The organism is Acinetobacter gerneri DSM 14967 = CIP 107464 = MTCC 9824, assembly GCF_000368565.1.
In the GTDB taxonomy this organism is placed as follows: Bacteria; Pseudomonadota; Gammaproteobacteria; order Pseudomonadales; family Moraxellaceae; genus Acinetobacter; species Acinetobacter gerneri.
The window spans coordinates 541,126-564,812 of sequence record NZ_KB849545.1 but is presented as its reverse complement, the minus strand read 5'-3'; the positions used below and the strand labels follow the sequence as shown (position 1 = coordinate 564,812).

General features: G+C 38.1%; 18 protein-coding genes. 5 read left to right on the top strand and 13 right to left on the bottom strand.

All coding sequences use genetic code 11. The features are described from left to right. Positions 1 to 276 precede the first annotated feature (276 nt). Both F960_RS17740 and F960_RS17735 read right to left on the bottom strand, forming a co-directional pair. The gene (locus tag F960_RS17740; RefSeq protein ID WP_004854881.1) at positions 277 to 1,239 is read right to left on the bottom strand and encodes an IS30 family transposase; all 963 of its coding nucleotides are present in this window, start codon (positions 1,237 to 1,239) and stop codon (positions 277 to 279) included. Positions 1,240 to 1,300: 61 nt separating this feature from the next. Next, positions 1,301 to 2,116 (bottom strand): FkbM family methyltransferase, encoded by an 816-nt coding sequence (locus tag F960_RS17735; RefSeq protein WP_004868295.1) that lies wholly within the window; start codon positions 2,114 to 2,116, stop codon positions 1,301 to 1,303. A 362-nt stretch (positions 2,117 to 2,478) separates the two neighbouring features. On the opposite strand from F960_RS17735, the gene F960_RS17730 reads away from it, so the two are divergent. Both F960_RS17730 and F960_RS17725 read left to right on the top strand, forming a co-directional pair. After that, a complete protein-coding gene (locus F960_RS17730; RefSeq protein ID WP_004868294.1) occupies positions 2,479 to 2,790 on the top strand; it encodes an ankyrin repeat domain-containing protein in 312 nt (103 codons plus the stop codon). A 339-nt stretch (positions 2,791 to 3,129) separates the two neighbouring features. Continuing rightward, positions 3,130 to 4,341 (top strand): MFS transporter, encoded by a 1,212-nt coding sequence (locus F960_RS17725; RefSeq protein ID WP_004868292.1) that lies wholly within the window; start codon positions 3,130 to 3,132, stop codon positions 4,339 to 4,341. A gap of 144 nt (positions 4,342 to 4,485) precedes the next feature. On the opposite strand, the gene cadR is transcribed toward F960_RS17725, so the two are convergent. Further along, positions 4,486 to 4,938 (bottom strand): Cd(II)/Pb(II)-responsive transcriptional regulator, encoded by a 453-nt coding sequence (cadR, locus tag F960_RS17720; RefSeq protein WP_004868290.1) that lies wholly within the window; start codon positions 4,936 to 4,938, stop codon positions 4,486 to 4,488. Between the two features lie 72 nt (positions 4,939 to 5,010). Between cadR and F960_RS17715 the strand changes: the two genes are divergently transcribed. The 3 genes from F960_RS17715 (at position 5,011) to F960_RS17705 (ending at position 11,928) form a co-directional block, all read left to right on the top strand. Beyond that, the gene (locus F960_RS17715; RefSeq protein WP_004868288.1) at positions 5,011 to 7,431 is read left to right on the top strand and encodes a heavy metal translocating P-type ATPase; all 2,421 of its coding nucleotides are present in this window, start codon (positions 5,011 to 5,013) and stop codon (positions 7,429 to 7,431) included. Positions 7,432 to 8,364: 933 nt separating this feature from the next. Next, complete coding sequence (locus F960_RS17710; protein WP_004868285.1) at positions 8,365 to 10,767, top strand: YgiQ family radical SAM protein; 2,403 nt, start codon at positions 8,365 to 8,367, stop codon at positions 10,765 to 10,767. Positions 10,768 to 11,388: 621 nt separating this feature from the next. Then, complete coding sequence (locus F960_RS17705; RefSeq protein ID WP_004868282.1) at positions 11,389 to 11,928, top strand: DUF2726 domain-containing protein; 540 nt, start codon at positions 11,389 to 11,391, stop codon at positions 11,926 to 11,928. An 83-nt stretch (positions 11,929 to 12,011) separates the two neighbouring features. Here the strand turns inward: F960_RS17705 and F960_RS17700 are convergent, their stop codons facing one another. The 10 genes from F960_RS17700 to fimD form a co-directional block, all read right to left on the bottom strand. Continuing rightward, positions 12,012 to 12,371, bottom strand: a complete 360-nt coding sequence (locus F960_RS17700) for a RidA family protein (RefSeq protein WP_004868281.1) — start codon at positions 12,369 to 12,371, stop codon at positions 12,012 to 12,014. Positions 12,372 to 12,408: 37 nt separating this feature from the next. After that, positions 12,409 to 12,648, bottom strand: a complete 240-nt coding sequence (locus F960_RS17695) for a hypothetical protein (protein ID WP_004868278.1) — start codon at positions 12,646 to 12,648, stop codon at positions 12,409 to 12,411. A gap of 70 nt (positions 12,649 to 12,718) precedes the next feature. Next, a complete protein-coding gene (creD, locus tag F960_RS17690; protein ID WP_004868275.1) occupies positions 12,719 to 14,119 on the bottom strand; it encodes a cell envelope integrity protein CreD in 1,401 nt (466 codons plus the stop codon). Positions 14,120 to 14,206: 87 nt separating this feature from the next. After that, complete coding sequence (creC, locus tag F960_RS17685) at positions 14,207 to 15,667, bottom strand: two-component system sensor histidine kinase CreC (protein ID WP_035373700.1); 1,461 nt, start codon at positions 15,665 to 15,667, stop codon at positions 14,207 to 14,209. An 86-nt stretch (positions 15,668 to 15,753) separates the two neighbouring features. Next, positions 15,754 to 16,494, bottom strand: coding sequence for a two-component system response regulator CreB (creB, locus tag F960_RS17680; RefSeq protein WP_035373704.1), 741 nt, complete (start codon positions 16,492 to 16,494; stop codon positions 15,754 to 15,756). A 65-nt stretch (positions 16,495 to 16,559) separates the two neighbouring features. After that, positions 16,560 to 17,867: a shikimate transporter gene (shiA, locus tag F960_RS17675; protein WP_004868269.1), complete on the bottom strand. Its 1,308-nt coding sequence runs from the start codon at positions 17,865 to 17,867 to the stop codon at positions 16,560 to 16,562. Between the two features lie 418 nt (positions 17,868 to 18,285). Continuing rightward, on the bottom strand, positions 18,286 to 19,302 hold the full coding sequence (locus F960_RS17670) for a helix-turn-helix domain-containing protein (protein WP_004868267.1): 1,017 nt from the start codon (positions 19,300 to 19,302) through the stop codon (positions 18,286 to 18,288). Between the two features lie 190 nt (positions 19,303 to 19,492). After that, entirely contained in the window at positions 19,493 to 20,038 is a 546-nt protein-coding gene (locus F960_RS17665; protein ID WP_004868265.1) for a fimbrial protein, read from the bottom strand. 8 nt (positions 20,039 to 20,046) lie between these two features. Beyond that, the gene (locus F960_RS17660; RefSeq protein ID WP_004868262.1) at positions 20,047 to 21,057 is read right to left on the bottom strand and encodes a fimbrial adhesin FimH; all 1,011 of its coding nucleotides are present in this window, start codon (positions 21,055 to 21,057) and stop codon (positions 20,047 to 20,049) included. A gap of 9 nt (positions 21,058 to 21,066) precedes the next feature. Then, entirely contained in the window at positions 21,067 to 23,685 is a 2,619-nt protein-coding gene (fimD, locus tag F960_RS17655; RefSeq protein WP_004868261.1) for an outer membrane usher protein FimD, read from the bottom strand. Between the last annotated feature and the right edge of the window lie 2 nt (positions 23,686 to 23,687).

The following is a 23,687-nucleotide window of genomic DNA, read 5'->3' as shown; positions in this document are numbered from 1 at the left end:
AGTGTGGGGTTACCCATGTGAGAGTAAGTCATCGCCAGCTCATTATTCTAAAATCCCTCATCTAAATAGATGAGGGATTTTTTTTGCCGGAAAATAACGATTAGATTCAATAATAAGCGTGCTAGACGATAAAATAGGTTGCAGAGCTAAACGTTGATTACTTTAAAAATTTCATAGACAGTGAATTATTCTCTGCCAATGTGATCTCTACATATTTGTTGGATGGATGTTGAGCAATGCATAATTCACCTTGTAATATTGTTTCATATGGCGGATTCAAGCAGCAAGTGCAACAGTATAAAACCCAGCCATAACTTCACTTGGCGTATACCAGCCTAGTGTTTTTCTAGGACGATGGTTGAGTGAAAATTCTATCTGCTCTATTTCATCGTTTGACACGTCATCAAACGATGATGATTTTGGCAGATATTGACGGATTAAACCATTCGTATTTTCATTTCTAGCTCGCTGAATAGACTTGTAAGGATCAGCAAAATAAGTATCTATGCCGACATCAGTAATTCTTTTGTGTTCGGCAAATTCCTTTCCATTATCAAATGTTACACTATAAGCATGGCTCATTCGTAAACGATCTAATGCACAAGTAATCGTTTTAGAGGATGCTCTCGTTGACCCTAAATGAACAATATGTACGTACAGGCTCTTTCGATCAACGAGGGTTAATAAAGCTCCTTTATGATGTTTACCAATCACCGTATCACCTTCGAAATCTCCTAAACGTTGTCGCTGATCAATGACCTGGTCTCGGCAATGAATACTTGTTTTATCAATGATTTGCCCTCTACGATCCGTGTTTTTGTAACCTCGTTTTCGATATTTCTTCTGATGCCTTAAGTGTAGATGGAGGTTACCTCCTTGTGATTTATCTTGATAAATGTGCTGGTAAATCCACTCATGTGAAGGTACATCCAGCCAACCGCGTTGTGTTAAAGCACCTGAAATTTGTTCTGGTGACCAGTCTAAGCCAATTAAGTAATCAATATAAGCGAAGGCAAATGCTGTCATGGATGATGAAGGATGGTACCGTCTTTGACTTGCAAATTTCGCTGCCTGTTGAGCTCTATATCCACGTTGCCCAGTATTTCTTTTTAACTCACGGTAGATGGTTGATCGTGAACGCCCTAACTCCCGAGCAAGGCTAGCGATTGAACTTTTACTTTTCAAAGTAGCATAAATTTCGTATCTTTCATCTTGAGAAAGTTGGGTGTATTTCTTCATTGTGTGCTTTCCAATTGCGAGTTGAAAAAGTCTAATGATTCTATGAATACACCTAACTTTTTCAACTAACTACAAGTGTGTTGCACTTGGGATTTGAATCTGCGTATCCTAAAGTATTGCATACAAAATCCATTAACATTTCACGTTTTGAAATCTGATTTTTCATATAATCGCCCCATACTTCAAAAAAGATGGGTGGATAATTTGAGGATTCAATCCAGTTTTTTGCACCTTGTAAAACTTCAAGCTCCAAACCTTCAACATCTATTTTAATTAGGCTTGCATGTGGGAGATTCAAAGAATCAATTGTTTTTAAAGAAACCTTTTCAAATTGATCTACAGTGGTACTTAAAAGAGATTGCTCTTTGCGAATCTCTGCATCCAATGAAAGAGAGCCTACATTTGTTTCATGACTCAAGTCTAAAATAGGAATATCAATTTCAGACTCTATATGACCAATTGCAATATTGTAAGCAGTACAGGTATTTACTAAATTATTTGCAAAAATATTGCCACAAAGTTGGTAAAAAACACCACGTTGTGCTTCAAAACTGATCACTTTCCCTTGTTTGGGTTGGATAAATTTTCCAATAGGAATCGAAATTGAACCAAGATTTGCTCCAATATCGACAAATACTGGTTTCTGCATTCTTCCCAAAAAATGCTGAAGAATTTGTATAAGAAAATGTTCCCAATATTTCCCTGTTCTTAGATGGGCACTGATCATATCAGGTCCATTAAAGAGTAAGAATTGAATATTTTCGACTGGATAAAGTTGGACAATTGGCTCAAATAATGTCGTCTTCTGCGATTTTTGTGCTGACTTCGCAGGTACTTTTTTCAATTGGTGCAGTGACATCGGTGCTGTTTTTTTCATATGATTTCTATAAGTGAATTAAATTACTTTTTAATTGAATTTTCGCATGATTAATATTTTCAAGGTTTATTTTAGCAATAACTGTAAATCTCAATCCTTGAGTTTAACTATATGATCAAGCAAATAATATTCCCCTTTTAGTATTCTATGTATGCTTGCTCTTTTATTCAATCTTTTAAAAATAAAGCGAATTAGAAACTTTTATTATATGGATATGTTTCATATTCTATTTTTATATAAAAGTTCCATGAATGTGCTTTGAAGTAGGCTAGCGCTATCAAAAGCTATTCACGTAATTTGGACAGAAATTGAAGAATAAAATATAGTAAGCTTGTTCTTATTGGTTTTAAATCGGATTGATGATGAAACTCAACTCATTCTCCCCTATTCCCGAAGATGATGATGAACTTCATCTCCCTGAACTCGTTTATTGGTCATCGCTTGGTGATGTGGCGCAAGTGCAAGCAAGTTTAGAGAAGGGTATAGATGTAAATTCTACCGACGAAGAAGGGTATAGTGCACTACAAGCAGCTGCTGAAAATGACCATTTAGAAGTGGTTAAGTTGTTGGTATCGAAGGGTGCTGATGTCGATTATAAGGCTCAATATTCAGCATTAGAACTTGCTGAAATGGCTGAAAATAAAGAAATTATTGCGTATTTAAAAAGCTTGTAAAATCGGCTTTAAATTGAAAAACCCTCGACATCCATGCCGAGGGTTTTTCGTATTGGTTATAATAGATATAACTCCTGTCATATCATTCGTCCTTATTTTTTATTTTAAACTTTGCTTTTATTTTTATTGTTTTGGAAACTTCCTGTTTCCTGATGTTTATAGAATATTGCAAAGCATCACATTCACAAAGTAGAAATGAGATACAGTTGGTGTAAGTTTTTAGCTACAAAACGTGATATCCATCACAAATATTTGGAATAACAGTGGTCTTAAATATTGTAAACCTAGTTAACTAATTTTAAAAAACAGGCGTATAATTATCCGAGCTAAGGAGTCATTATGTCTGAATCAAGCGAAACAAACGTATATATTGAGTACGGAACTAAGCCGTTTTATGCCATTTTACTGTCATTATTTTTAGCTGGTTTTGCCATATTTTCATCATTGTATTGTGTGCAACCAATGATGCCGTTTCTTGCCAAATTTTTTCATACGACTCCGACCCACAGTAGTTTTCCTCTGTCTTTTTCGACAGTCGCTCTAGCTTTAGGTCTGTTATTTGCAGGGCTGATTTCGGATCGGTTTGGTCGCAAAAAAATCATGGTGATTTCGTTATTTTCCACTTCGATTTTGCTATTGGTCAGTTCATTTTTACCGTATTGGGAAATATTTTTAACCACACGAATGTTGATTGGCTTGGCAGTCAGTGGCGTGGCTTCTGTAGCGATGACTTATATTGGCGAAGAAATCGCTGATAAAGATGTCGGTTTTGCTATGGGCTTATATATTTCAGGTACTGCGATTGGTGGTATGGGCGGTCGTTTGATTGCAGGTGTATTGCTCGATTTTATCTCTTGGCAAACGGCAACCATGATTATCGGCTTGCTGAATTTGGTGATTGCATTGGTTTTTTATATTGCTTTGCCTGCTTCAAAACATTTTAAACCTTATCCCATTAACTTTTCTCGATTTAAAGAATCCTTTAAAAAGAATTTATCAGATGCAAAATTGCGTTTGTTATTTGCCGAAGGTTTTATTTTAATGGGTTGTTTTGTAACGGTATTTAATTATATTAGTTATCATCTTTTAGAAAAACCTTTTGAGCTTTCGCAAACTTGGATCGGTTTGATTTCGATTGCTTATTTATCAGGGATTTATAGTTCACCACGTGCGGCAAGTTGGTGTCGTAAATATGGACGTGAAAAAGTCTTGCCGATCATGTTTTTAACGATGATCTTAGGACTTTGGATCATGTTGATTCCATCAATGTGGACGATTATTTTAGGTCTATTGATTTTCACTTTTTCATTTTTTGCTGGACATTCGACTTCAAGTAGCTGGGTTTCAGTCCAGTCTTTGCAGTATCGTGCAGTGGGTTCATCGCTTTATTTATTTTGTTATTACGTCGGTTCGAGCTTGTTGGGTAGTAGCGGCGGCTTGGTATGGGAAAGTTTTGGTTGGTTGGGTTTGACCATCTCCATTACTTGCGCACTTTTCCTTGGCTTTTTGATCGCTTTACATTTACGAAAATTGACTTTATCGAAGTCATGATTTTATAAAATATTTGAAAATAGAAATTAGAACTTATACAAATAACCCCCTCTTCATAGTGAAAGAAGGGGGTATTTAAGTTAAATTAACTTAAGCTAAAATTGGACTTAGCCAAAAAAATCTCTCGAAAATAGTCTGCTATTTTCAATGTTTATGGCCACAAATTTGACCAGAATGTACTGCATCTGCTGTCGCAACATGATCAGTTTCACGTTCTAATTCTTTTAATATTCCACATTTTTCTATTTCACTTGAACCTTGGCATTGTTGTCTTAAAAGTAATAACTCTTGTTCCAAGGCTTGTATTTCTTGGATGCGATGCTGTACATGTTGTAAATGAATATCGACCAAATCATTGATTGCATGACAGCCATCAGGATTGTTTTTTGCGCCGAGTAAGGTACGAATTTCTTCGTGTGTCATTCCTAAAGATCGGCAACGACGTATAAAACGTAAGCGATCTAAATGCATTTGATCGTAATGACGATAATTATTTTCTGTATTGCGTAGTGGTTTTTGTAACAAACCTTCTTTTTCATAAAAACGAATGGTTTCAACACTACAGCCTATTTGCCCAGCAATTTCACCAATTTTCATGTGTTTTTTCCACTTGAGTCTGAAGTTACTTCAGGGTATTTAATAGCAGTATAGCATTTAAAAGGATCAGTCATGGATAAAAAATATGCAAAATTGTCGGATGATTCAGTTCATACTCATCAGGCACATGACCAGCATTCACATGATCATTCATCCAATAAAGTGGCAGTAAAAAGCGTTTGTTGCGGTACAGGCGATATATCGCTAACGGTTGAGCCGAAAAAAAGCGCGTCGTGTTGCAATGCTACAAATGAGCATGCTGTGAAAACTGATTCTTGCTGTAGTAGTGCCAATCAAAAAGCATCATCTGAGACATGTTGCTCCTCAGAAAAATCTGAAAATACACACTGTTGTAGCGCGGAACCATTACATTTTGAGCAATTGGCGGCTTCTGAAAAACAAGGTGAATATTTAAAAACGTCTATCCGTATCATGCAAATGGATTGTCCAACGGAAGAAGGTTTGATTCAAAAAAAATTGGGCAATATGCCTCCAGTTAAATCACTCGATTTTAACTTGATGCAGCGTGTTTTAACGGTGGTGCATGAGCCTGAAGCTTTATCTTCTATTGTAAAAGCGATTCAGGAATTGGGTTTTGAGCCTGAACTTGCCAATACTGACGGGCAATTTGCCACTCCTGCAGTAGAAAAACAAAAGCCGATTTGGATTTTTGTGTTGGCTGGGGTTTTTGCCTTGGCTGCTGAATGTGGTGATTGGTTTGATTTACCGACATGGTTTACTTTGGCAACCAGTGTTGTTGCGATTGCGCTCGCGGGGATTGAAACCTATAAAAAGGGTTTGATCGCTGTTAAAAATTTAAACCTTAATATTAATGCCTTAATGAGTATCGCTGTTACAGGCGCTTTGTTGATTGGTCATTGGCCAGAAGCAGCAATGGTGATGGTCTTGTTTGCTTTGGCTGAGTTGATCGAAGCGAAATCTTTGGCTCGTGCACGTAATGCTATTGGGCAATTGATGCAACTTGCACCCAATCAAGTCACGGTACTTGATCCGTCTGGACAATGGCAGAGTGTCGATGCAACTAATGTGAGCATCGGGCAGACTGTACGTGTGAAACCGGGTGAAAAAATTGGCTTGGACGGATTGATTAGCAAAGGGCAGTCGACGATTAACCAAGCGCCAATTACAGGAGAGAGTATTCCGGTAGAAAAGTTTGAGGGTGATTTGGTTTATGCAGGCACCATTAACCAAGCTGGTTCTTTTGAATATCGAGTGACAGCAGCGGCTAATGACACAACTTTGGCACGTATCATCCATGCTGTTGAGGAAGCGCAAGGTGAAAAAGCGCCGACACAGCGTTTTGTTGATCGCTTTGCTAAAGTGTATACGCCGATTGTTTTCGCCTTTGCGATATTGATTGCCGTTATTCCACCACTATTTATGGGTGGGGCATGGTTGGATTGGATTTATAAAGCATTAGTTATTTTAGTGATTGCATGTCCTTGCGCTTTGGTGATTTCAACGCCTGTAACTGTGGTGAGTGGGCTAGCTGCCGCAGCACGTAAAGGTATATTGATTAAGGGTGGGGTGTATCTCGAAGAAGGTCGATTGCTTAAATATCTAGCTTTTGATAAAACAGGCACCATTACTCATGGTAAACCGAAACTTACTGATTTAATTGTTTTGGAAAATACTCAAGCAGAAGTCGAGCCTCTGTTATTGAGTCTGGCAAGTCGTTCAGATCATCCTGTATCACAGGCAATCGTGCAGGCTTCAACGGGTCAGGAAGTATTGGATGTCAATGAATTTACTGCGCTTGCAGGTCGTGGGACCAGAGGTGAAATAGCGGGTGTGACGTATTGGCTCGGTAATCACCGTTTGATACATGAACTGAATTATTGTTCTCCTGAACTTGAGGCACAAATCACCGAACTCGAAAAACAAGGTAAGACAGTTGTACTTTTTGCCAAAGATCAGCATGTTTTGGCGATTGCAGCGGCAGCAGATACGGTCAAAGAAAGTAGTCGACAAGCGATTCAAGAGCTACATCAATTGGGTGTGAAAACCTTGATGCTCAGTGGTGATAATGTGCATACGGTCAATGTCATTGCTCAACAAGTGGGAATCGATGATGCCAAAGGAAGTTTTTTACCCGAAGATAAATTGAATCTGGTGGCAAGTTATGCTGAAACCAGCTCAATAGGCATGGTGGGGGATGGTATCAATGATGCGCCTGCCTTGGCTCGTGCCAATATCGGTTTTGCAATGGGTACAATGGGAACGGATGTTGCGATTGAAACTGCCGATGTTGCGTTGATGGATGATGATTTACGTAAAATTCCAAGTTTTATACGCTTATCACAAAAGACACATCAGATCTTGTTGCAAAATATTGGCTTAGCTTTGATCACAAAACTGGTTTTCTTGATCATTACGTTGATGAATCTTGGAACAATGTGGATGGCTGTTTTTGCCGATGTTGGTGTGAGTTTGTTGGTTGTGGCGAATGGATTAAGGCTATTAAGGAAATAAGGTTTTAAAAAATGATACTTTTCATTATCTTATGAGATATTGAAAAGTATAGTGGTTTATGTGATCACACTTTGTTTGAAGGATTTAAATAACTTTGCGTAGATAATTCTTCTTACTTTGTTTTCGGACAAATGAGAAATATATTTCGCAAGAAAACCAGTGTCGGACAAATGGGCTACATCCTGAGCAATTTTTAAAGCACTGCTTTAAAAAATGCGGAACTCCCTTGTCCGACCATGCGGCATCCTGCCTTAATCGCGATTGTAAATTTTGTCTTAGACATTAACTTTTTGTTTAATGTGGAAGTTTTAAATTATATTTAGACTAGATATTTATAAAAATTATTTTTTATATTCAAAATATTAAGTTTAAATTGATTAACCCCTCCCTTTCCAAAAGGGAGGTTGGGAGGGATTAAAAAATTCTCAAATTAAATTTCATTTTTGAAATAATCATGAAAAGTAGTTTATTTACATATTAGGGTCTGTTGACATTTCAAATTGGTTGCGACGATGAGTATTTTTTAGATGATATGAGGCGTGGATTGAGAAATTTAGTGATCTAAATGATCAAGCTACAACGAAATAGCATCAAAAAATACTCTCGTCCCACAGGGTTGTGGCTAAAATTATCTCAGGCATCGTTACGAAATTTGAAAATGGTCTCGCCATTCTCTGCATTTCGTGCCTTGCCTGCTCAATTTTAGCCAACAACGCAATTCAGTTGTGAAATGTCAACAGACCCTATTATTTCTAAAAATAAAATGAATCAACTCTGCATACTTGAAAAATTTCCCTTTTAAATTTCATGTGCAAAGAATACTAAAAAACGAACAAATTTTAATCTACATAAGTGAAGCATTTTCATGTTAAAATGAGCGCCTTTCATCTTTGATCCTCTCCGATCGCCAACCGCCAATCGAGATTTTTTACCATGTCTACTGCATATACCGCTCAGACTGCGCCAAAAGCGTTGTTTGATTATGACAAATATTGGGCATCGTGCTTTGAACCAGCACCCTTTTTGCCTATGTCACGTGAAGAAATGGATCTACTCGGTTGGGATAGTTGTGACTTTATTTTGGTCTGTGGCGATGCTTATATTGATCACCCATCTTTTGTATCTGGGATCATTGGGCGTGTTCTTGAAGCTCAAGGTTTCCGTGTGGGGATTATTGCTCAACCTGACTGGACCAATGTCGACGCTTTCCGTGTTTTAGGTCAGCCAAATATCGCTTGGGGCGTAACCGCAGGCAATATGGATTCGATGATCAACCGCTATACGGCAGATCGTAAAATCCGTTCTGATGATGCTTATTCTCCAAATAATGTACCCAATAAACGTCCAGACCGTGCTGCAACAGTCTATTGTCAGCGTTGCCGTGAAGCATTTCCAGATGTACCTGTTTTATTGGGCGGTATCGAGGGTTCATTACGACGTATTGCGCATTATGATTATTGGTCAGATAAAGTTCGTCGCTCGATTTTGATGGATTCTAAAGCTGATCTTTTAATGTATGGTAATGGTGAGCGTTCGATTATCGAAGTGATGCATCGCCTTGCTAAAGGTGAAAAAATTCACGAGATCACAGATGTTCGTGGTACAGCATTTATTATCAATAAAAATAATCGTGCGTCTAAATCACAGTTTGTAGAAATTGCCTCAAACGATGTCGATAGCGTTGGACGTGTTGATCCGATTATCAATCCTTATGTGATGACTGAGGATTTGGATGGTTGTGACATTGAAAAAGACAAAGGCAATTCTTTAACCCAATATCAAAATTTTCAAAAAGAAGCCGTTGCAAATCCAGTGATTCGTGAAGGCGATCAGTTGGATGAAAATACCCAAATTGTTCGACTACAACCTGCATCAAAAGCCATTAAACATAAATTGCCACCACGTGAATTGGCTGTGATTCGTTTGCCTTCATTTGAAGAAGTGGCAAATGATGCTGTGTTGTATGCACATGCCAACCGTATTTTGCATCTCGAAACCAATCCGGGCAATGCACGAGCACTGGTACAAAAACATGGTGAGCGAGATGTTTGGTTAAATGCGCCACCGATTCCATTGACCACTGAAGAAATGGATTACGTTTTTGATTTGCCTTATGCACGTCTGCCTCATCCATCTTATGGTGAAGCGCGTTTCCCTGCTTTTGACATGATTAAATTTTCCGTCAATATCATGCGTGGATGTTTTGGTGGTTGTACTTTCTGCTCAATTACAGAGCATGAAGGCCGTATTATCCAAAACCGTTCGGAAGACTCGATTCTGCGTGAAGTAGAAAAAATTCGTGATACTGCACCGGGCTTTACAGGGATTATCTCCGATTTAGGTGGACCGACTGCAAATATGTATCGTTTGCACTGTAAAGATCCTGAAATCGAAAAGAACTGCCGTAAGCCGTCTTGTGTATTCCCGGGTGTATGCCAAAACTTACACACCGATCATGCACCTTTGACTCAGCTTTATCGTAAAGCACGCGCTATTAAAGGGATCAAGAAAATCTTGATTGGTTCTGGTTTACGTTATGATTTGGCGGTTTTAAATCCAGAATATGTCAAAGAATTGGTTCAGCATCATGTCGGTGGTTATCTAAAAATTGCGCCTGAACATACTGAAAAAGGTCCATTGTCGAAGATGATGAAACCGGGGATCGGGACCTATGACCGCTTTAAACAAATGTTTGATCGTTTCAGTAAAGAAGCAGGTAAAGAACAATACTTGATTCCGTACTTTATCGCGGCACATCCGGGTACGACCGATTATGACATGATGAATCTGGCGATTTGGCTCAAGAAAAATGGTTTCCGTGCCGATCAGGTTCAGACTTTCTATCCATCTCCGATGGCGACTGCGACCACGATGTACCACACTTTGAAAAACCCATTAGCAAAAGTGGCACGTTATACTGAAAATGTCGATATTGTTAAAGGTGAAAAACGTCGTCGTCTGCACAAAGCATTCCTACGTTATCATGATCCAAATAACTGGCCTTTATTACGTGATGCTCTACGTGATATGGGGCGTGCTGATTTGATTGGTAATTCGAAACAACATTTGATTCCAACCTATCAGCCACAAGGTACCGATGGTCAATATCAGTCTGCGCGTAAAAAGAATTCAAGCGTTGCTGGGGATTCGCAAAAACGTACAGGTACTAGCGGTGTGCGCGGTCAGCAAAATCAAAATCGCAGTGCAAGTGGAAATCAACCGAAAAAAGGTCAGATTTTGACACAACATACCGGTTTGCCACCACGTGAAACGGGTGATCGTAAAAAGCCATTTGGTGGTACTAAGCCAAAATCAAAAAATAAATCGAAAGCATAAAATAGAGGACGCGAAAGCGTCCTTTTTTATGGGGGTAAAGGATTTTTTAGACTATTGAAGCTAAAAATATATTTATGGAGAATAATAAATAAACATTTAAACACAACAAAAAATGATCAAAACTGTGGATTCTGTCACAAAAGTCAATTAAGAATGTGGGGCACATAAAATATTACATGAAAAATATCAAATATTAAAAAACTAAATTATTGATAAATATAAGTTTACAAAAATATCACAGCTATTTAGCGGTTGCTAATTGATTAACTTGAGTTTAGTTAATATAGTAAATTTATAGGGATACGACCAAAGTATTTTCTATATTTACAATGCTGGGTGATTGTAATATTAATTAAAACTAATTAGCGGATAATTTATTTTTTAGAACAGGTAAATATTGATTACTTAACATGGATGGAAATCAATAGGTTCTAATCGACAAATTGTTAAAATGAAATAACTTACAATGTGATTATCTAATTTTCAGATGAAATAAAGAAGTTGATTATTTTATTAGAGGTTGGTTTCAGGTAGGATGTAAGTTGATATAAAAAAACGCATTTTATAACAAGATAGTCGGATCAATCCGTTACAGATTATAACTATATTAAGGACAAGAAAATGAACTTAATCATTATTGTAAGTGTGGTTTTGCTTACAATTGCGATCATGGCGATGATTAAAAGTCACATGAGCAAAAAACCGACAGATAGTGTGCTACGGCAAAGAGCGGTGCTGAATAGCCAAGCTCAATTGACCATTTCACGCTTAAAAGAAATTTTAGTGGGCTCAACAGTGTTGGCACAAGTGTCATTTGACGCGCTTTTAACGACTAAATATTCTCATACTCGCAATAAATACAAGAGTATGGTTGCAGACTTTGTCATTTTAAACCAAGACTATCAAGTGGTGGCGATTGTTGCTGTAGATGATGCCAATCCTTCGATTAAACGTATCAAGCAAGATCGTTATCAGGATGAATTGCTACAAATGGCAGGTTATCGTGTATATCGCTATCGCGGGGTTCCTGATCATCAACAATTGAGAATGGATTTTCATTCAAAATCTGAAGTCGATCATCATTTTGAAGATTATGCTGTGCAAGCCCCTACAAATATGAAAGCGTATCAAACAGATACAAGTTTATTGTTAAACTCATAATAAAAATGCATGCGGATGGCATGCATTTTCTCATCTCATGATCACCAAGATTGAATGTATGATTTGGTCTTGGTTTTTTTATTTCATTTTTCTGGTCGTACAGCGACAACTGTCATTTCAACCAAAACTTCTGGCAAATACATTTTTGCTTCAACACAAGTACGTGGCAAAGCTTGGATATCGGCACACCAAGCATCCCAAACTTCATTCATACCCGCATAGTCATTTTCAATATCTTTGATATGAATCAAAACAGACATGATATGGCTTTTATCTGTGCCTGCATCAGCTAGAAATTGGTCGATGATATCTAAAGTTTGTTGGGTTTGCCCTTTGATATCTAAGCTTAGATCAGTCGCGAGCTGTCCAGCCAAATGAACTAGATTGCCTGAAATTGCGATTTCAGAAAAACGTTTTTCGACATGAAGACGTTGAACAGTCATATATTTCTCATTTCATCAAATTGAAGTTTTGCGTTATTTAACTTAGTTTACGTGATGAATCAAGTTCTGAACATGTTGCTTTGTAATCTTCGATACGATTGAGATATTTTGTTTGGAAAATAAAAATGCATTTTTGCTTTGGACAAATAATGATATTGCCCAAGTTTAAAAATTCAATTTTTAGCCTTCTTAATTGATTTAAACAAAAGGCTAGAGGGGTATCGGGTGGAAAAAATTGTCTGAGTTCCTGTTGGTAAATTTTGCTATGAATGTTCATGATGGTCTCTCTTTGCAAAACTCGATTTGTTTACTATCAAATCAAGTTTTGGATGAATAAGCGCTAGAAATCAGTTTTCTACTTTCATTTGTGAACCTTCTTGTTTATTGCTGAGTTCATACCAATCGATTGAACGAGTGATATACATCACGACAGCAAGTAATAAGAAGGAAATGATGGAACCAATTAAGAAGGTTTTTCCGCTCGAACCAAGCAACAGATAAACCATGGCATAGAGAGCACTCAGGATCAGTGAAAATAAAACAGCGGGTTTTAGTCCTTGCATCACAAAATATAAGTAACTTGAAATCAGTGAGATACAGGCAACCGCAGCGATGAGATATGCCCAAGTAAATGCATAATATTCACTGATTGAAAGCAATAATACAAAAAATAGTCCTTGTGCAATGGCAACCAATGAATATTGGATAGGGTGGATGCGTAGACCTTTTAAAACTTCAAATAGAAAGAAACTGATGAAGCTGATAATAATAATGACGATGCCGTATTTGATTGCTCGGTCAGTTTGTGTATAGATGTCTGCTGATTCAATAAATTCTGTTGTCGCTCCAATTTTTTGATTTTTTTCAGCATATTCTGGATCGGTGCTGAGCAAACCTTGGCTAAAGTTTTTAAAACATTGTGTGTCTTTACAGCTAGTAAAGGTCTCTAAATTACTTTGTCCGAGTGCGATATTGTTCCATTTTGCGGAGAATTGTTGTTCTTTGCTTTGTTTTTGAAATGGTAAAATTTGCCCATCGTATTTGATGTCAGCCCAATTTCCTTGTGATTGATAAACAAAAGCATCACTGGTTGGAATCAGGGTAAATTTACTCAGCCCACTGAGATTGAGTTGGGCATTAAATTTAAAGCCATTTTGTATGGCTGTAATGAGTTCAGGATGTTGTTCAGCACTGATACTCATAAAATCAAAACCATTTTTTTCTTTATTTTGCTTTGTAAAATCAAATTGATATGTTGTCGTTCCTATTTGCATGCTAGGTTTGGATTTTAAACCACGTGCATCACGAATCGGAAAGACGATTTCGGCTTTATTCCAAAGATAATTTTGTACCGATAAATTCTCTTTCGCAAATTCTCCAATCGCATTGAAATCAGCATCATAGCTGGTTGCACGATAAATACTGCGTTTGTAGGTGTTGTTGGAAACATTGAACTGTCCACGCCAATCAGTATTTTTTGCACCGATATAGGTCCATTGTGTTTCGATACAATCATAATTCTCTTTCTTTTCATTGGTGCATACTTTTTTAAGCTCAAAAGGGATACGGATATAGGGTGAAACAATGCTTTGTTCACTGATTTGAGATTGGCTAATGTCTTGTAAAAAATTTTGTTGGTAATGCTGTCTTTCACTGACTAAATTTGAAATAAAAAATAATCCGATGTAAAACACAAAAATTAAAATAATAATGGCATAGATTTTGAGATTGAATAAAGGTAGGCGCATAGCTGTCTCTTTTTAGGTTTTTGACAGCCTGATTATGTGAAACGGATATGTGGTCTATTTGATTTAAAAGTGAAATCTTGACGAAATTTATGTGAACTTTGTGTGAAGTTGGATGTGAACCATAACCCCTTGTTGGTGTGGTTCAAGCTGACCAATTTGATTTTGAGTACAGTTTTCTATCTTGATGGAAGCATGATGCTGTTCAATGACTTGTTTAACGATACTCAGCCCTATGCCAGAACTACGTTGCTTAGTCGATGGGCGAGGCAATGAAAAATAAGTATCAAAGATTTGATTGAGCGCAAATGCAGGAATGGGTTCGCCCTCATTAAAAATGATGATTTCGATAGTATCTTGGTATTGTTTGAGTTGAATGAAGACTTTTGCTTGAGCTTCAGCAAAATCAAAAGCATTGTCCAAAAGGTTAGAAATGGTTTGGCTAAGCCAAAATGGATCAGCTAGAGTCTGGCAATTGGCTTGAATATCTAAAATCAGATTTAAATTTTTTTGTTGGATCAGGCTATGGTATTGCTCAATATTTTGTTCAATTAAAGAAGATACACAGATATTTTTTAGCTCAATCTGTGATTTGGACTGTTCGAGTCGTGTCAATAATAACATGCGGTCAATAAGTGTTTTAAGCCTTTGACTTTGCGAAATAATATGTGTTGCAAACTGTTGTTGATCTGCTTGGGGAATATCGTCTTTTAAAATTTCAGCACTTGCTTGGATCGCAGTGAGTGGACTTTTGAGTTCATGCGTAAGTGTATTGACATAGTGTTCAACATAGGCACGATCTTCAAGTTTTTCCCGCATATTTTCAAGTGCTTCGGTGACCTGATTGAGTTCATGTGCAGAACGAAAATGTGGGGCTTGATTGACTGGAGCAAGTGCCTGAGCATATTTTCGGACCCGATCTATGCTGTGTTTGAGCCAATAGGCCACAAGGCTGGCTAAAAATAGGCTTGCAAGTGTGATCCAAAGTGCCTGCACGATCAGCTTATCTTCGGCACGCTGGATATAGGGCTGTACTGAACTATTCGGTTTGCCAATGCTGACTACACCAATCAGCTCATTTTGATAATAAATCGGGGCTGCAATATACATCACGCTACTGTCAGGATTATTTGGATCGCTACGGGTAGAGCGTACGCCGTATTTGCCCTGCAAGGTCAGATAGACATCATTCCATTTTGAATAATCTTGCCCTGTAGCTTCTCCTTTTGAATCATAAATCACTTTACCTTGTGGATCGGTAATATAGATCTGTTGATTGATTTGTTGTTTGCTGTGTTGCCAAATATTGGCATTGAGTTTTCTATGCAAGGCATTTTGGATTTTTTCATTAAACTCAGGCGTAGTGACTTGTTTGTTATGCACATCTTCAGCGACAAGCATGGCAATAATATTGGCATTTTCAGCCAGTGTATCTTCAACCACTTGACGAACATTGGGTTTGACTTGTTGATTGAATGTATAGGACATGAAACAAAGTCCAAGCAAGATAATCAAGCCAAAGAAAAACCAAATACGGATGAAAATGGACATGTGTTTTATTGTTTAAAGTCTATTCAAAATATAGATAGCATGAGTTTGGGTTTATTGGCAAATCGTCGCTATTGCTTGAGCGTATATCACTGTTTTTTGAGGCTATAGCCAAACCCCCGATGTGTCTCGATCGGGTCATTTTCAGGTGAGATCTGTTTGAGTTTATTGCGGATACTTTTGATATGTGTATCTACGGTTCTTTCCAAGCTATGCTCAGGATTTTCCCATACATGATCCATCAACTGCTGACGGCTAAACACTTGTTCAGGGTGTTCTATGAGAAGTTTCAATAAGCGATATTCATAACGGGTCAGTTGTAGGCTTTGATTTAAATAATGAATTTTCAAGGATTCATCATGGCACTGCCATGTTTGCAGATTTTTATTTTCAGAATTTTCAGATAGATTTTCATTTTGCTGAAGATTGTTTTGCTGAAAATTGCGTTGCTGATTTTGTAGATCCATTCTGCGCCAAATCGCTTTGATACGTGACACAATTTCCCTTGCACTAAAAGGTTTGGGACAATAATCATCGGCACCGATTTCCAAACCAATGATTCGATCTATTTCATCATCACGCGCAGTTAAAAATAGCAGGGGCGTTTGATTGAAGGTTCGGATTTTTTTGCAAACTTCAAAACCATTGAGATCAGGTAAACCCACATCCAAAATAATAAAATCAAAAGCCTGCTGCCCAATCATATCGATTGCTTGATTGCCCGTATTTGCCCAAAAGACTTGCCAGTCTTCTTTTTCGAGCGCATAGCGTAGGGGCAGCAATATTGCGGCATCATCTTCTACGCACAGGATTTGTTTTTTATTATTCATCATATTTTAACTGTCTGTATTCAATCAAACATGTAACTTGGACAGTTGTATCTTAGATGGAAAAGCTAAACTTTGCTCGTATTTTTATAGGGCATAGTCGCTGCTACCAGTGCCGTGATTAAACAGCCGATCGCCAAATATAATGCAACATAGTGCCAAGAACCATTACCCCAAATAACCAATGAAGCGGCAATCGCAGGGGTAAAACCTCCGCCGACAATACTCGCCACTTGATAGCCCACACCCGCACCGCTATAGCGATAGGCTGTGCCGAATAATGAAGTGAAAATAGGTTGATGGACACTCACCACCATGTCATGCGCAACATTGGCAAGTAAGATCGAACAGGCAATGATTGCCCAAGTATTTTGAGCATCTAAGGCAAGAAAAAAAGGATATGCAGCAAGTGCACCGATTAAACCACCGATCACAATCATGCGTTTATGATTGAAATGGTCTGCACACCAAGCAAATAACGGGATGCTAAAACAACTAATCGCACCGACCATCAGGGTAATATTGAGGAAAAATTGTTTATCCATACCCAAGTTTTGGGTTGAATAGTTTAGAGCAAAATTTGCCACGATATACATGGTCAAAAGCTCTGCCAAACGCAATGCAATAATGTAGAAAAATGCTTTTGGATGTTTGCTCACAGCTTCTACGATCGGTAAGCGTTTAGGTTTTTGCTGAGTCTGAGCAACTTCCGCTAAAAACTCTGTAGACTCCTCTTGCCCGCGGCGAATCCACATAGCAATGCCGATCAGTACAATACTGGCTAAAAATGGAATACGCCAAGCCCAATCATTGAAAGCTTGGTCGCCTAATGTGGCAATGATCAAAGATACTGCACCAGTCGCTAAAACCAGTCCTACGCCGTAGCCGATCTGAACGCCACTACTGTAGAAGGCTTTTTTATTTTTTGGTGCATTTTCAACAGCCATCAACGCTGCGCCGCCCCATTCGCCACCTACAGCAAAGCCTTGTAAAGCACGTAATGTCACCAACAATACGGGTGCCCACCAACCAATCATCTCAAAATTGGGTAATAAACCGATGCCTACGGTAGACAATCCCATCATGACCACAGTGAGGACTAACATTTTTTTACGACCGATCCGATCGCCAAAATGACCAAAGACAATTCCACCTAAGGGACGAAATAAAAAACCAACGCCAAAGGTTGCGAGCGCGGCCAAAGTGCCCATTTGATTGCCGATACTGGGAAAAAACTGATCTTTGAAAATAAGAGCGGCAACAATGCCATAAAGCAGAAAATCGTACCAATCAACGACAGCGCCGATAAAGCTACTAAGAGCGGCTTTGCGTGCTTTTTGTTCTTGGAGTTCAGGAGAAAGAGGGGAGGATTGCATTAAATTGAACGGCCCATGACATGATCAGAGTGCCCTGCAATATTCGGATTTGATCGTCACGCCAATCACAGGGACAACTTGCCAAAAGTAAAGGTGATTTTTGGCAACTCAAGCAGATACATGGGTAATGTATTGCGCGGATAAGCTTACTCTAAAATGGTGTGATTGGTATAACTATTTGGTCTAATACTGTTCTTTTGCTTATAAAATACACAGCAGGCTTTGAGAAAATGAAGCTTGCAGATGAAGTTCTATAGAGTATATATAAAGTAAAAAAGGAATGGGGCGATTCAGTGCTTATCATTTAAAATTGCATATTATGTATTGTTATGAATTGATTTTTATTGTTGTATTTAAAATTATAATCATCCTTATTTATGTTTTTACACATCAAGGCTGTTGGTGGTGAAATCCAATTTTAGCCATATTTTTGTCGCCAAGTTGAGGGGTTAAGTCCAGTCCAACTTTTAAATGCTCGATTGAAAGAAGTTTGATCTTTATAAGAAAGTAAAAATGCAATTTCGGTAATATTTAAATCATCATTTTTCAAATATTTTTTTGCCAGCTCCGAGCGGATACTATTTAAAATATATTTGAAAGAAATATCTCTTTTTCTCAGTCTATTTTGCAATGTTCTTGATGAAATATTGAGTGCTTCAGAAATATCATCAATATGCACCTTATTATTCGCAATAGCTTTAATGGTTTCTAGATGAACTTCTTCAATAAATGGATCTTCAATTGGAATATCTTCTAAAAACCAATTGGCTTGATTGCTCAAAATTTCAAACAATATTGGATCTGCATCTTGTAGTTTTATATTGAGCAACGATTTAGAGAGGGTTATTTTGCTTTTTATGGCATTAAATTTAATCGGGCAATTGAAAAATTTTTCATATTTTTGAATATCTTGTGGTTTTGCTCTAGCAAGTTCGAGACCTAAAAAGATATCTTGATCTAAATCAGTCAATATCATCAGATGTCGATATAAAATCGCAATGTAAATTTCTTCTGAAATCGCGGTTTCTTGTGTGTAGATACCTGATTGTAAATATGCGGGTTTATCCCAAGATATCGTGAAGTTATCCTTAAATATCCGATATTTTTTGGACACATAATCAAACCAAAGCTTTTCATATTTTGGCATTAAAGAGATATATTCAGAGAGTTGTGAGCAGGATTTAGCGATATAAGCCACGATACCAATATGATGAGGTTGCGCCAAAATACCAATATCTAAACCAAGACCATCTTGTTGATATTGATTATTAATTTCCCCCAAGCATTCCAACCAAAGGTCAAAAGGAATGCGTTCAGTGATGTTGTAATCATGTGCTTGCTGTATCGGTGAATTTAGTTTAGATAATGTACAAAAATCATCTAATAACTGAAAAATACCACAGCCGACACTACTTCTTTTTAAATATGACTTCATAAACGCCCCGATCAAGGATTGTATGTACTTTTGTTGAGTTTTTTACTGGATAAAATGGTGCATTTTGCACCTTGGAATTTCAGGTATTTTGAACGTATTGCATAAGAGATTTATCTATATGCTTTTGATTTTTAAATTAAGTATTGCTTGCTAAATTGGCGATTAAATATCCAGGTGTCAATGGCATGCTTTAATCATATTGAATGGAGAATTGCGCATTTGCATTTGCGCTACCTGCTGTCGCTTGTCCTTTCGTTACGATGTAGTTGGCATAAAATAATGCTGAAGCATGACCATCGGCATCGACCTTAAAACGAGTACTTTGTTGACCGATTGCTAAGCGATTTTTGTCTTGATCTCGAATTTCAATGGCGATATTACTCGCTTTGTTTGTTACATTTTCCAATGCTAAAAGTTCAATATTATCAGTGTCTTTTACTCCATCAAAACGAATAGTGACGGAGCCATCAGGCGGGCAATTGCGCATTTCAAATTGAAATGGAATAGGCGCAGACTGATCTCCTGTTTGGCTTAGATTTTTACTGCTGATCGTACCGAGCTTTACATATTTTTCTTGCTCTGACTCAAGTACTCCACAGCTTGCCGTAGTGACCACCCCGTAAAGCTCGATGTTGATTTTTGCCAACTCAATTGAAGTATTCGCATACGCAGGATTTGATATATTTAAACAGTTGATTAGCATCAAACTCATCATTACTTTTGTTATATTTTTCATCTTTTTACCTACTCAAAGTCTACACGGAGATAACCCCTAGAACGGAATGGTCCGATTTCAGGTGTATTTCCTGTACTGCTCACAGGCCAAGCTTTAATCGTGACATTCGCAGGCTGTTGAAGCAGGTTAAAGGGAATGTAGCTATTGATGCTATTGGGGATCAGGATTTGGTCATTTTGATCTGAAATTTTAAATCCTATATCAGGATTATCTGAAAGCATCATATCGTTGCTGGCTTTCTCAGCCTCAAGTCGCAATGTCAGCATAGCCTGAGCCTCAATATTGGTACATTGGATCGCTAAAGTTTTGACTTGTTTATTGACATTCGCTGGCTTACCGCCTGCTCCAGCTTGGCTAAATGCATAAGCGGGAATTTCACCAAAATTGATTTCTAGTACATCGCCAGTATTGATCGTACAGTTCTGAGGTACAGTAATCGTGCCACTATAGCTGATGTTATATACAGGAATATTGAGCGCTTCGCCCGATCCTGTGGTGATATAAACCGTTAGCATGGTTTTCTTTGGAATCGGTACAAAATCGATAAATGGTTTTACAACTTTGACTCTAAATGTAAAGTTAGAATCTTCAATCGGGAAAGGTTGTCCTATACTCACATTGGGGTGCATGCCCATTTGTACATATTTAACAGGTGGATAAAAGTCGCCTGCATAACTATCGGTAATTTTCATTGCACCAACCAAATATTCATTGATGGGTAAATATTGGTATTGGTCTATAGTTTCAACGATTGGTAAATCAGTCGTATAGCTACGTTTTGTCATGTTGCTACTGATACCTGAGTTATGCACAGGACATACACCATAAAGTTGATTACTAAAGTTTTTTTTCAGTTCAACGATTTTGCCCACAGCATTATTTGAACTGTTAAAGCTATTTGACAAGTCATAAAAAACCTCATCTACGACACCTTGTCCTTTGCTATTCCAGCAAACAACTGCAAACGATTTTGCTGAAGTGAGCAATAATAAAGTGGAGATCAAGAGTTTGTATTTCATAATATCTCCTTACTTACATTCAAGATCGAATTGAACAACAGGTTTACTTAAATCTTGTTCTGAAATGTCATATACCGCTAAGCATTTTTCATTTTCAGCATCGCCCCAACGAACCTCTAAATTACCTTTGCTTGGTAAGCCCGTGAGATAACTGCGCCCATCATCTGCAACCATGCCTCGGGCTGAACTATTTTGTTCAATCACACTACTGGCATAAGGAACAAATTGACCTTGATGAGATAAGGTCACCAGTGCTCTTACACCAATACTGGTATCAAAATTCGCCCGTACAATCGCACCTTTGATCGGTACGACATTTTCAACATTATTGTTGATTTCAAGATTGTTGCTAAAACTGTTGGCATTGAGTGCCACTCTGTTGGCGCGATATTCTGTTGCATAAGGGACAATGGCATAACCACGCCAGTCAGTTCTGACGCCTGTATAGTTTTCAATATCAACATCTTTTGCCCCCGGCGCTTTGATCAAAATTGATGTCGCACCCAATGGCTGACCAAATGTCAGACCATTTGCATGAGCCAAAACACCACCTGATGCGTTATAGGTCAATTGATTTGAATTTTTCTCATAGCTATAACCTGCACCCACTGAACCATAGCGGCCATCGTAGTTGAGCGTCACGGACCCAATATCACCCTGTGTCGTAACACGTCCCTGATTGATGCTATAACTGAGATTGCGGTCTTTCAGTAGCGTGCCGCTCAAGCCTGCAAGATAAGAGTCGTTGCCATTTGAGTTTTGTGTGCTCGACAATGTTCCATAAGCATTTTTAATCGGTGAGTCTTGGAAATTGGATTTAGGCCATAAGCGATCTAAAGGGAACGATAAGTTGAAGGCATACATCGTTTCACTTTGGTCAATCTGTGAAAACTTGTTATGGCTGACTGAAAATGAATAATTCAGTGCTTTCCAAGAGTTGGCATAACCTGCTTGAATCCATTCATTGCGTTTGGTTGTACCCCAATAGGTTTGCTGGTTGCCTGAGACAAATACCGAACCATATTTACCCAATGAATGCGAAATGTTGACTTCAAAACGACCTTTTTTCGCATCATATAAATCAAAATAATCTGTGATAATCGGAGTATTGGCCTGATTACCATCTTGAGTTTCAGAAGTGTGGTAACCACTCATACGGTTGTAGGCAACATCTCCTAAAGTATAGAAACCCTTGGTTGAGTAGCGATAACCTAAGAGCTGAAATGTAGTACCTGAACTCAACAATGATTTTGAATAAAGAAAACGTAATGATTGCCCTTGATGAGTTGACTTGTCTGCAAGTTCACTGTCTGCATGGGTGAAGTCAAAAGACAATGCACCAAAATCACCGAGGTTTGCACCCATACCCAAAAGCGCACTTTTATATTTTTCAGAGAGTTGCGTACCTGCATAAACCGAGAAGCCCTTTTTTAAACCGTGAATGGCTGTGGCTTGTACGACTGTTGGGCTGTCTTGAGAATTAAGCCCGCTACGATATTCACCAGCAACGACACTATATTTGGTACGACCTTCACGTTGCAAAATCGGTAAGCTTGAATAGGGCACAGTAAAGCTTTGCACTGAACCATCATTTTCCTCAATCGTAACCAATAGGTCACCACTGATTGACGTTGGGTTCAAGTCCTGAATAATAAAAGGGCCGGGGGCGACATTGGTCTGTTGGATCACATAACCATTTTGTTTAATCACAACTTTGGCATTGGTTTTGGCAACACCACGAACGGTTGGTGCATAGCCTTGCTGACTATCAGGATACATTGCATCAGCAGTTGATAAATGCACGCCTCTAAAACCAAAACTTTCAAATACCTCACTATTGGTTGAACCATCACCGATCACCAATTGGCTTTTCAACGGGATAATGGTTTTTTGCAAATAGGTATTGAGATTGTTCCAGTCATCGGTAGATCTGCCATTTCGGCTACTATAGTTCCAGCTACTTGAATGTCTGAGCTGCCATGAACCGAGATTGATACCATTGTCCAATCTTAAAAAAAGACTATCACTATCTGTTTTTGAGTTGTTATAGCCTGATAAGTGATAGTTCATAAACATCGCATTGATACCCGCATCCCACTGATCAGGGGCAATATAACCACGGATTTGGTTACGTAAAGATGCTTGGGGCAAGCTGATATACAATTTTTGCTTATCAAATTGAAACTGACTATTTGCGCCTTCAATAATCGAAATAAAATCTGGACATTGCTGATTTTGCTCAGTTAATGCAGGATATTGCCCCATATTGATCGAAAAACCTTGTAGCGTTTTTTGATCAAGGCAAGGCATTAGACCTGTTTTATCTTGAATATCTTGCTTTTCGATAAAATTGACGTCACGAGTCATCACGTATTGATCATTGACATAAATATCAACACGATAAACCCCGGGAAGCTGATAGGTCGATTTTTCAAATCGAGTTAAATCGGAAACTTCAGCATGGGATAAATTATCTTTTAAAAATGCAGGGTTAAATACCTGTTCAGCATGTGTTAAACCTGCAACAGTCATTGAAATAGCCAAAGTAATCACGCTACCAAATGGTGATAATTTGATATTTCTTCTCATACATACAGCATTCGCTGGCGTGTTACATAGCATATTCATAG

Coding starts and splice junctions, on each gene's coding strand:
- F960_RS17740 (WP_004854881.1), bottom strand. CDS start 1,239: ATGAAGAAATACACCCAACTTTCTCAAGATGAAAGATACGAAATTTAT.
- F960_RS17735 (WP_004868295.1), bottom strand. CDS start 2,116: ATGAAAAAAACAGCACCGATGTCACTGCACCAATTGAAAAAAGTACCT.
- F960_RS17730 (WP_004868294.1), top strand. CDS start 2,479: ATGAAACTCAACTCATTCTCCCCTATTCCCGAAGATGATGATGAACTT.
- F960_RS17725 (WP_004868292.1), top strand. CDS start 3,130: ATGTCTGAATCAAGCGAAACAAACGTATATATTGAGTACGGAACTAAG.
- cadR (WP_004868290.1), bottom strand. CDS start 4,938: ATGAAAATTGGTGAAATTGCTGGGCAAATAGGCTGTAGTGTTGAAACC.
- F960_RS17715 (WP_004868288.1), top strand. CDS start 5,011: ATGGATAAAAAATATGCAAAATTGTCGGATGATTCAGTTCATACTCAT.
- F960_RS17710 (WP_004868285.1), top strand. CDS start 8,365: ATGTCTACTGCATATACCGCTCAGACTGCGCCAAAAGCGTTGTTTGAT.
- F960_RS17705 (WP_004868282.1), top strand. CDS start 11,389: ATGAACTTAATCATTATTGTAAGTGTGGTTTTGCTTACAATTGCGATC.
- F960_RS17700 (WP_004868281.1), bottom strand. CDS start 12,371: ATGACTGTTCAACGTCTTCATGTCGAAAAACGTTTTTCTGAAATCGCA.
- F960_RS17695 (WP_004868278.1), bottom strand. CDS start 12,648: ATGAACATTCATAGCAAAATTTACCAACAGGAACTCAGACAATTTTTT.
- creD (WP_004868275.1), bottom strand. CDS start 14,119: ATGCGCCTACCTTTATTCAATCTCAAAATCTATGCCATTATTATTTTA.
- creC (WP_035373700.1), bottom strand. CDS start 15,667: ATGTCCATTTTCATCCGTATTTGGTTTTTCTTTGGCTTGATTATCTTG.
- creB (WP_035373704.1), bottom strand. CDS start 16,494: ATGAATAATAAAAAACAAATCCTGTGCGTAGAAGATGATGCCGCAATA.
- shiA (WP_004868269.1), bottom strand. CDS start 17,867: ATGCAATCCTCCCCTCTTTCTCCTGAACTCCAAGAACAAAAAGCACGC.
- F960_RS17670 (WP_004868267.1), bottom strand. CDS start 19,302: ATGAAGTCATATTTAAAAAGAAGTAGTGTCGGCTGTGGTATTTTTCAG.
- F960_RS17665 (WP_004868265.1), bottom strand. CDS start 20,038: ATGAAAAATATAACAAAAGTAATGATGAGTTTGATGCTAATCAACTGT.
- F960_RS17660 (WP_004868262.1), bottom strand. CDS start 21,057: ATGAAATACAAACTCTTGATCTCCACTTTATTATTGCTCACTTCAGCA.
- fimD (WP_004868261.1), bottom strand. CDS start 23,685: ATGAATATGCTATGTAACACGCCAGCGAATGCTGTATGTATGAGAAGA.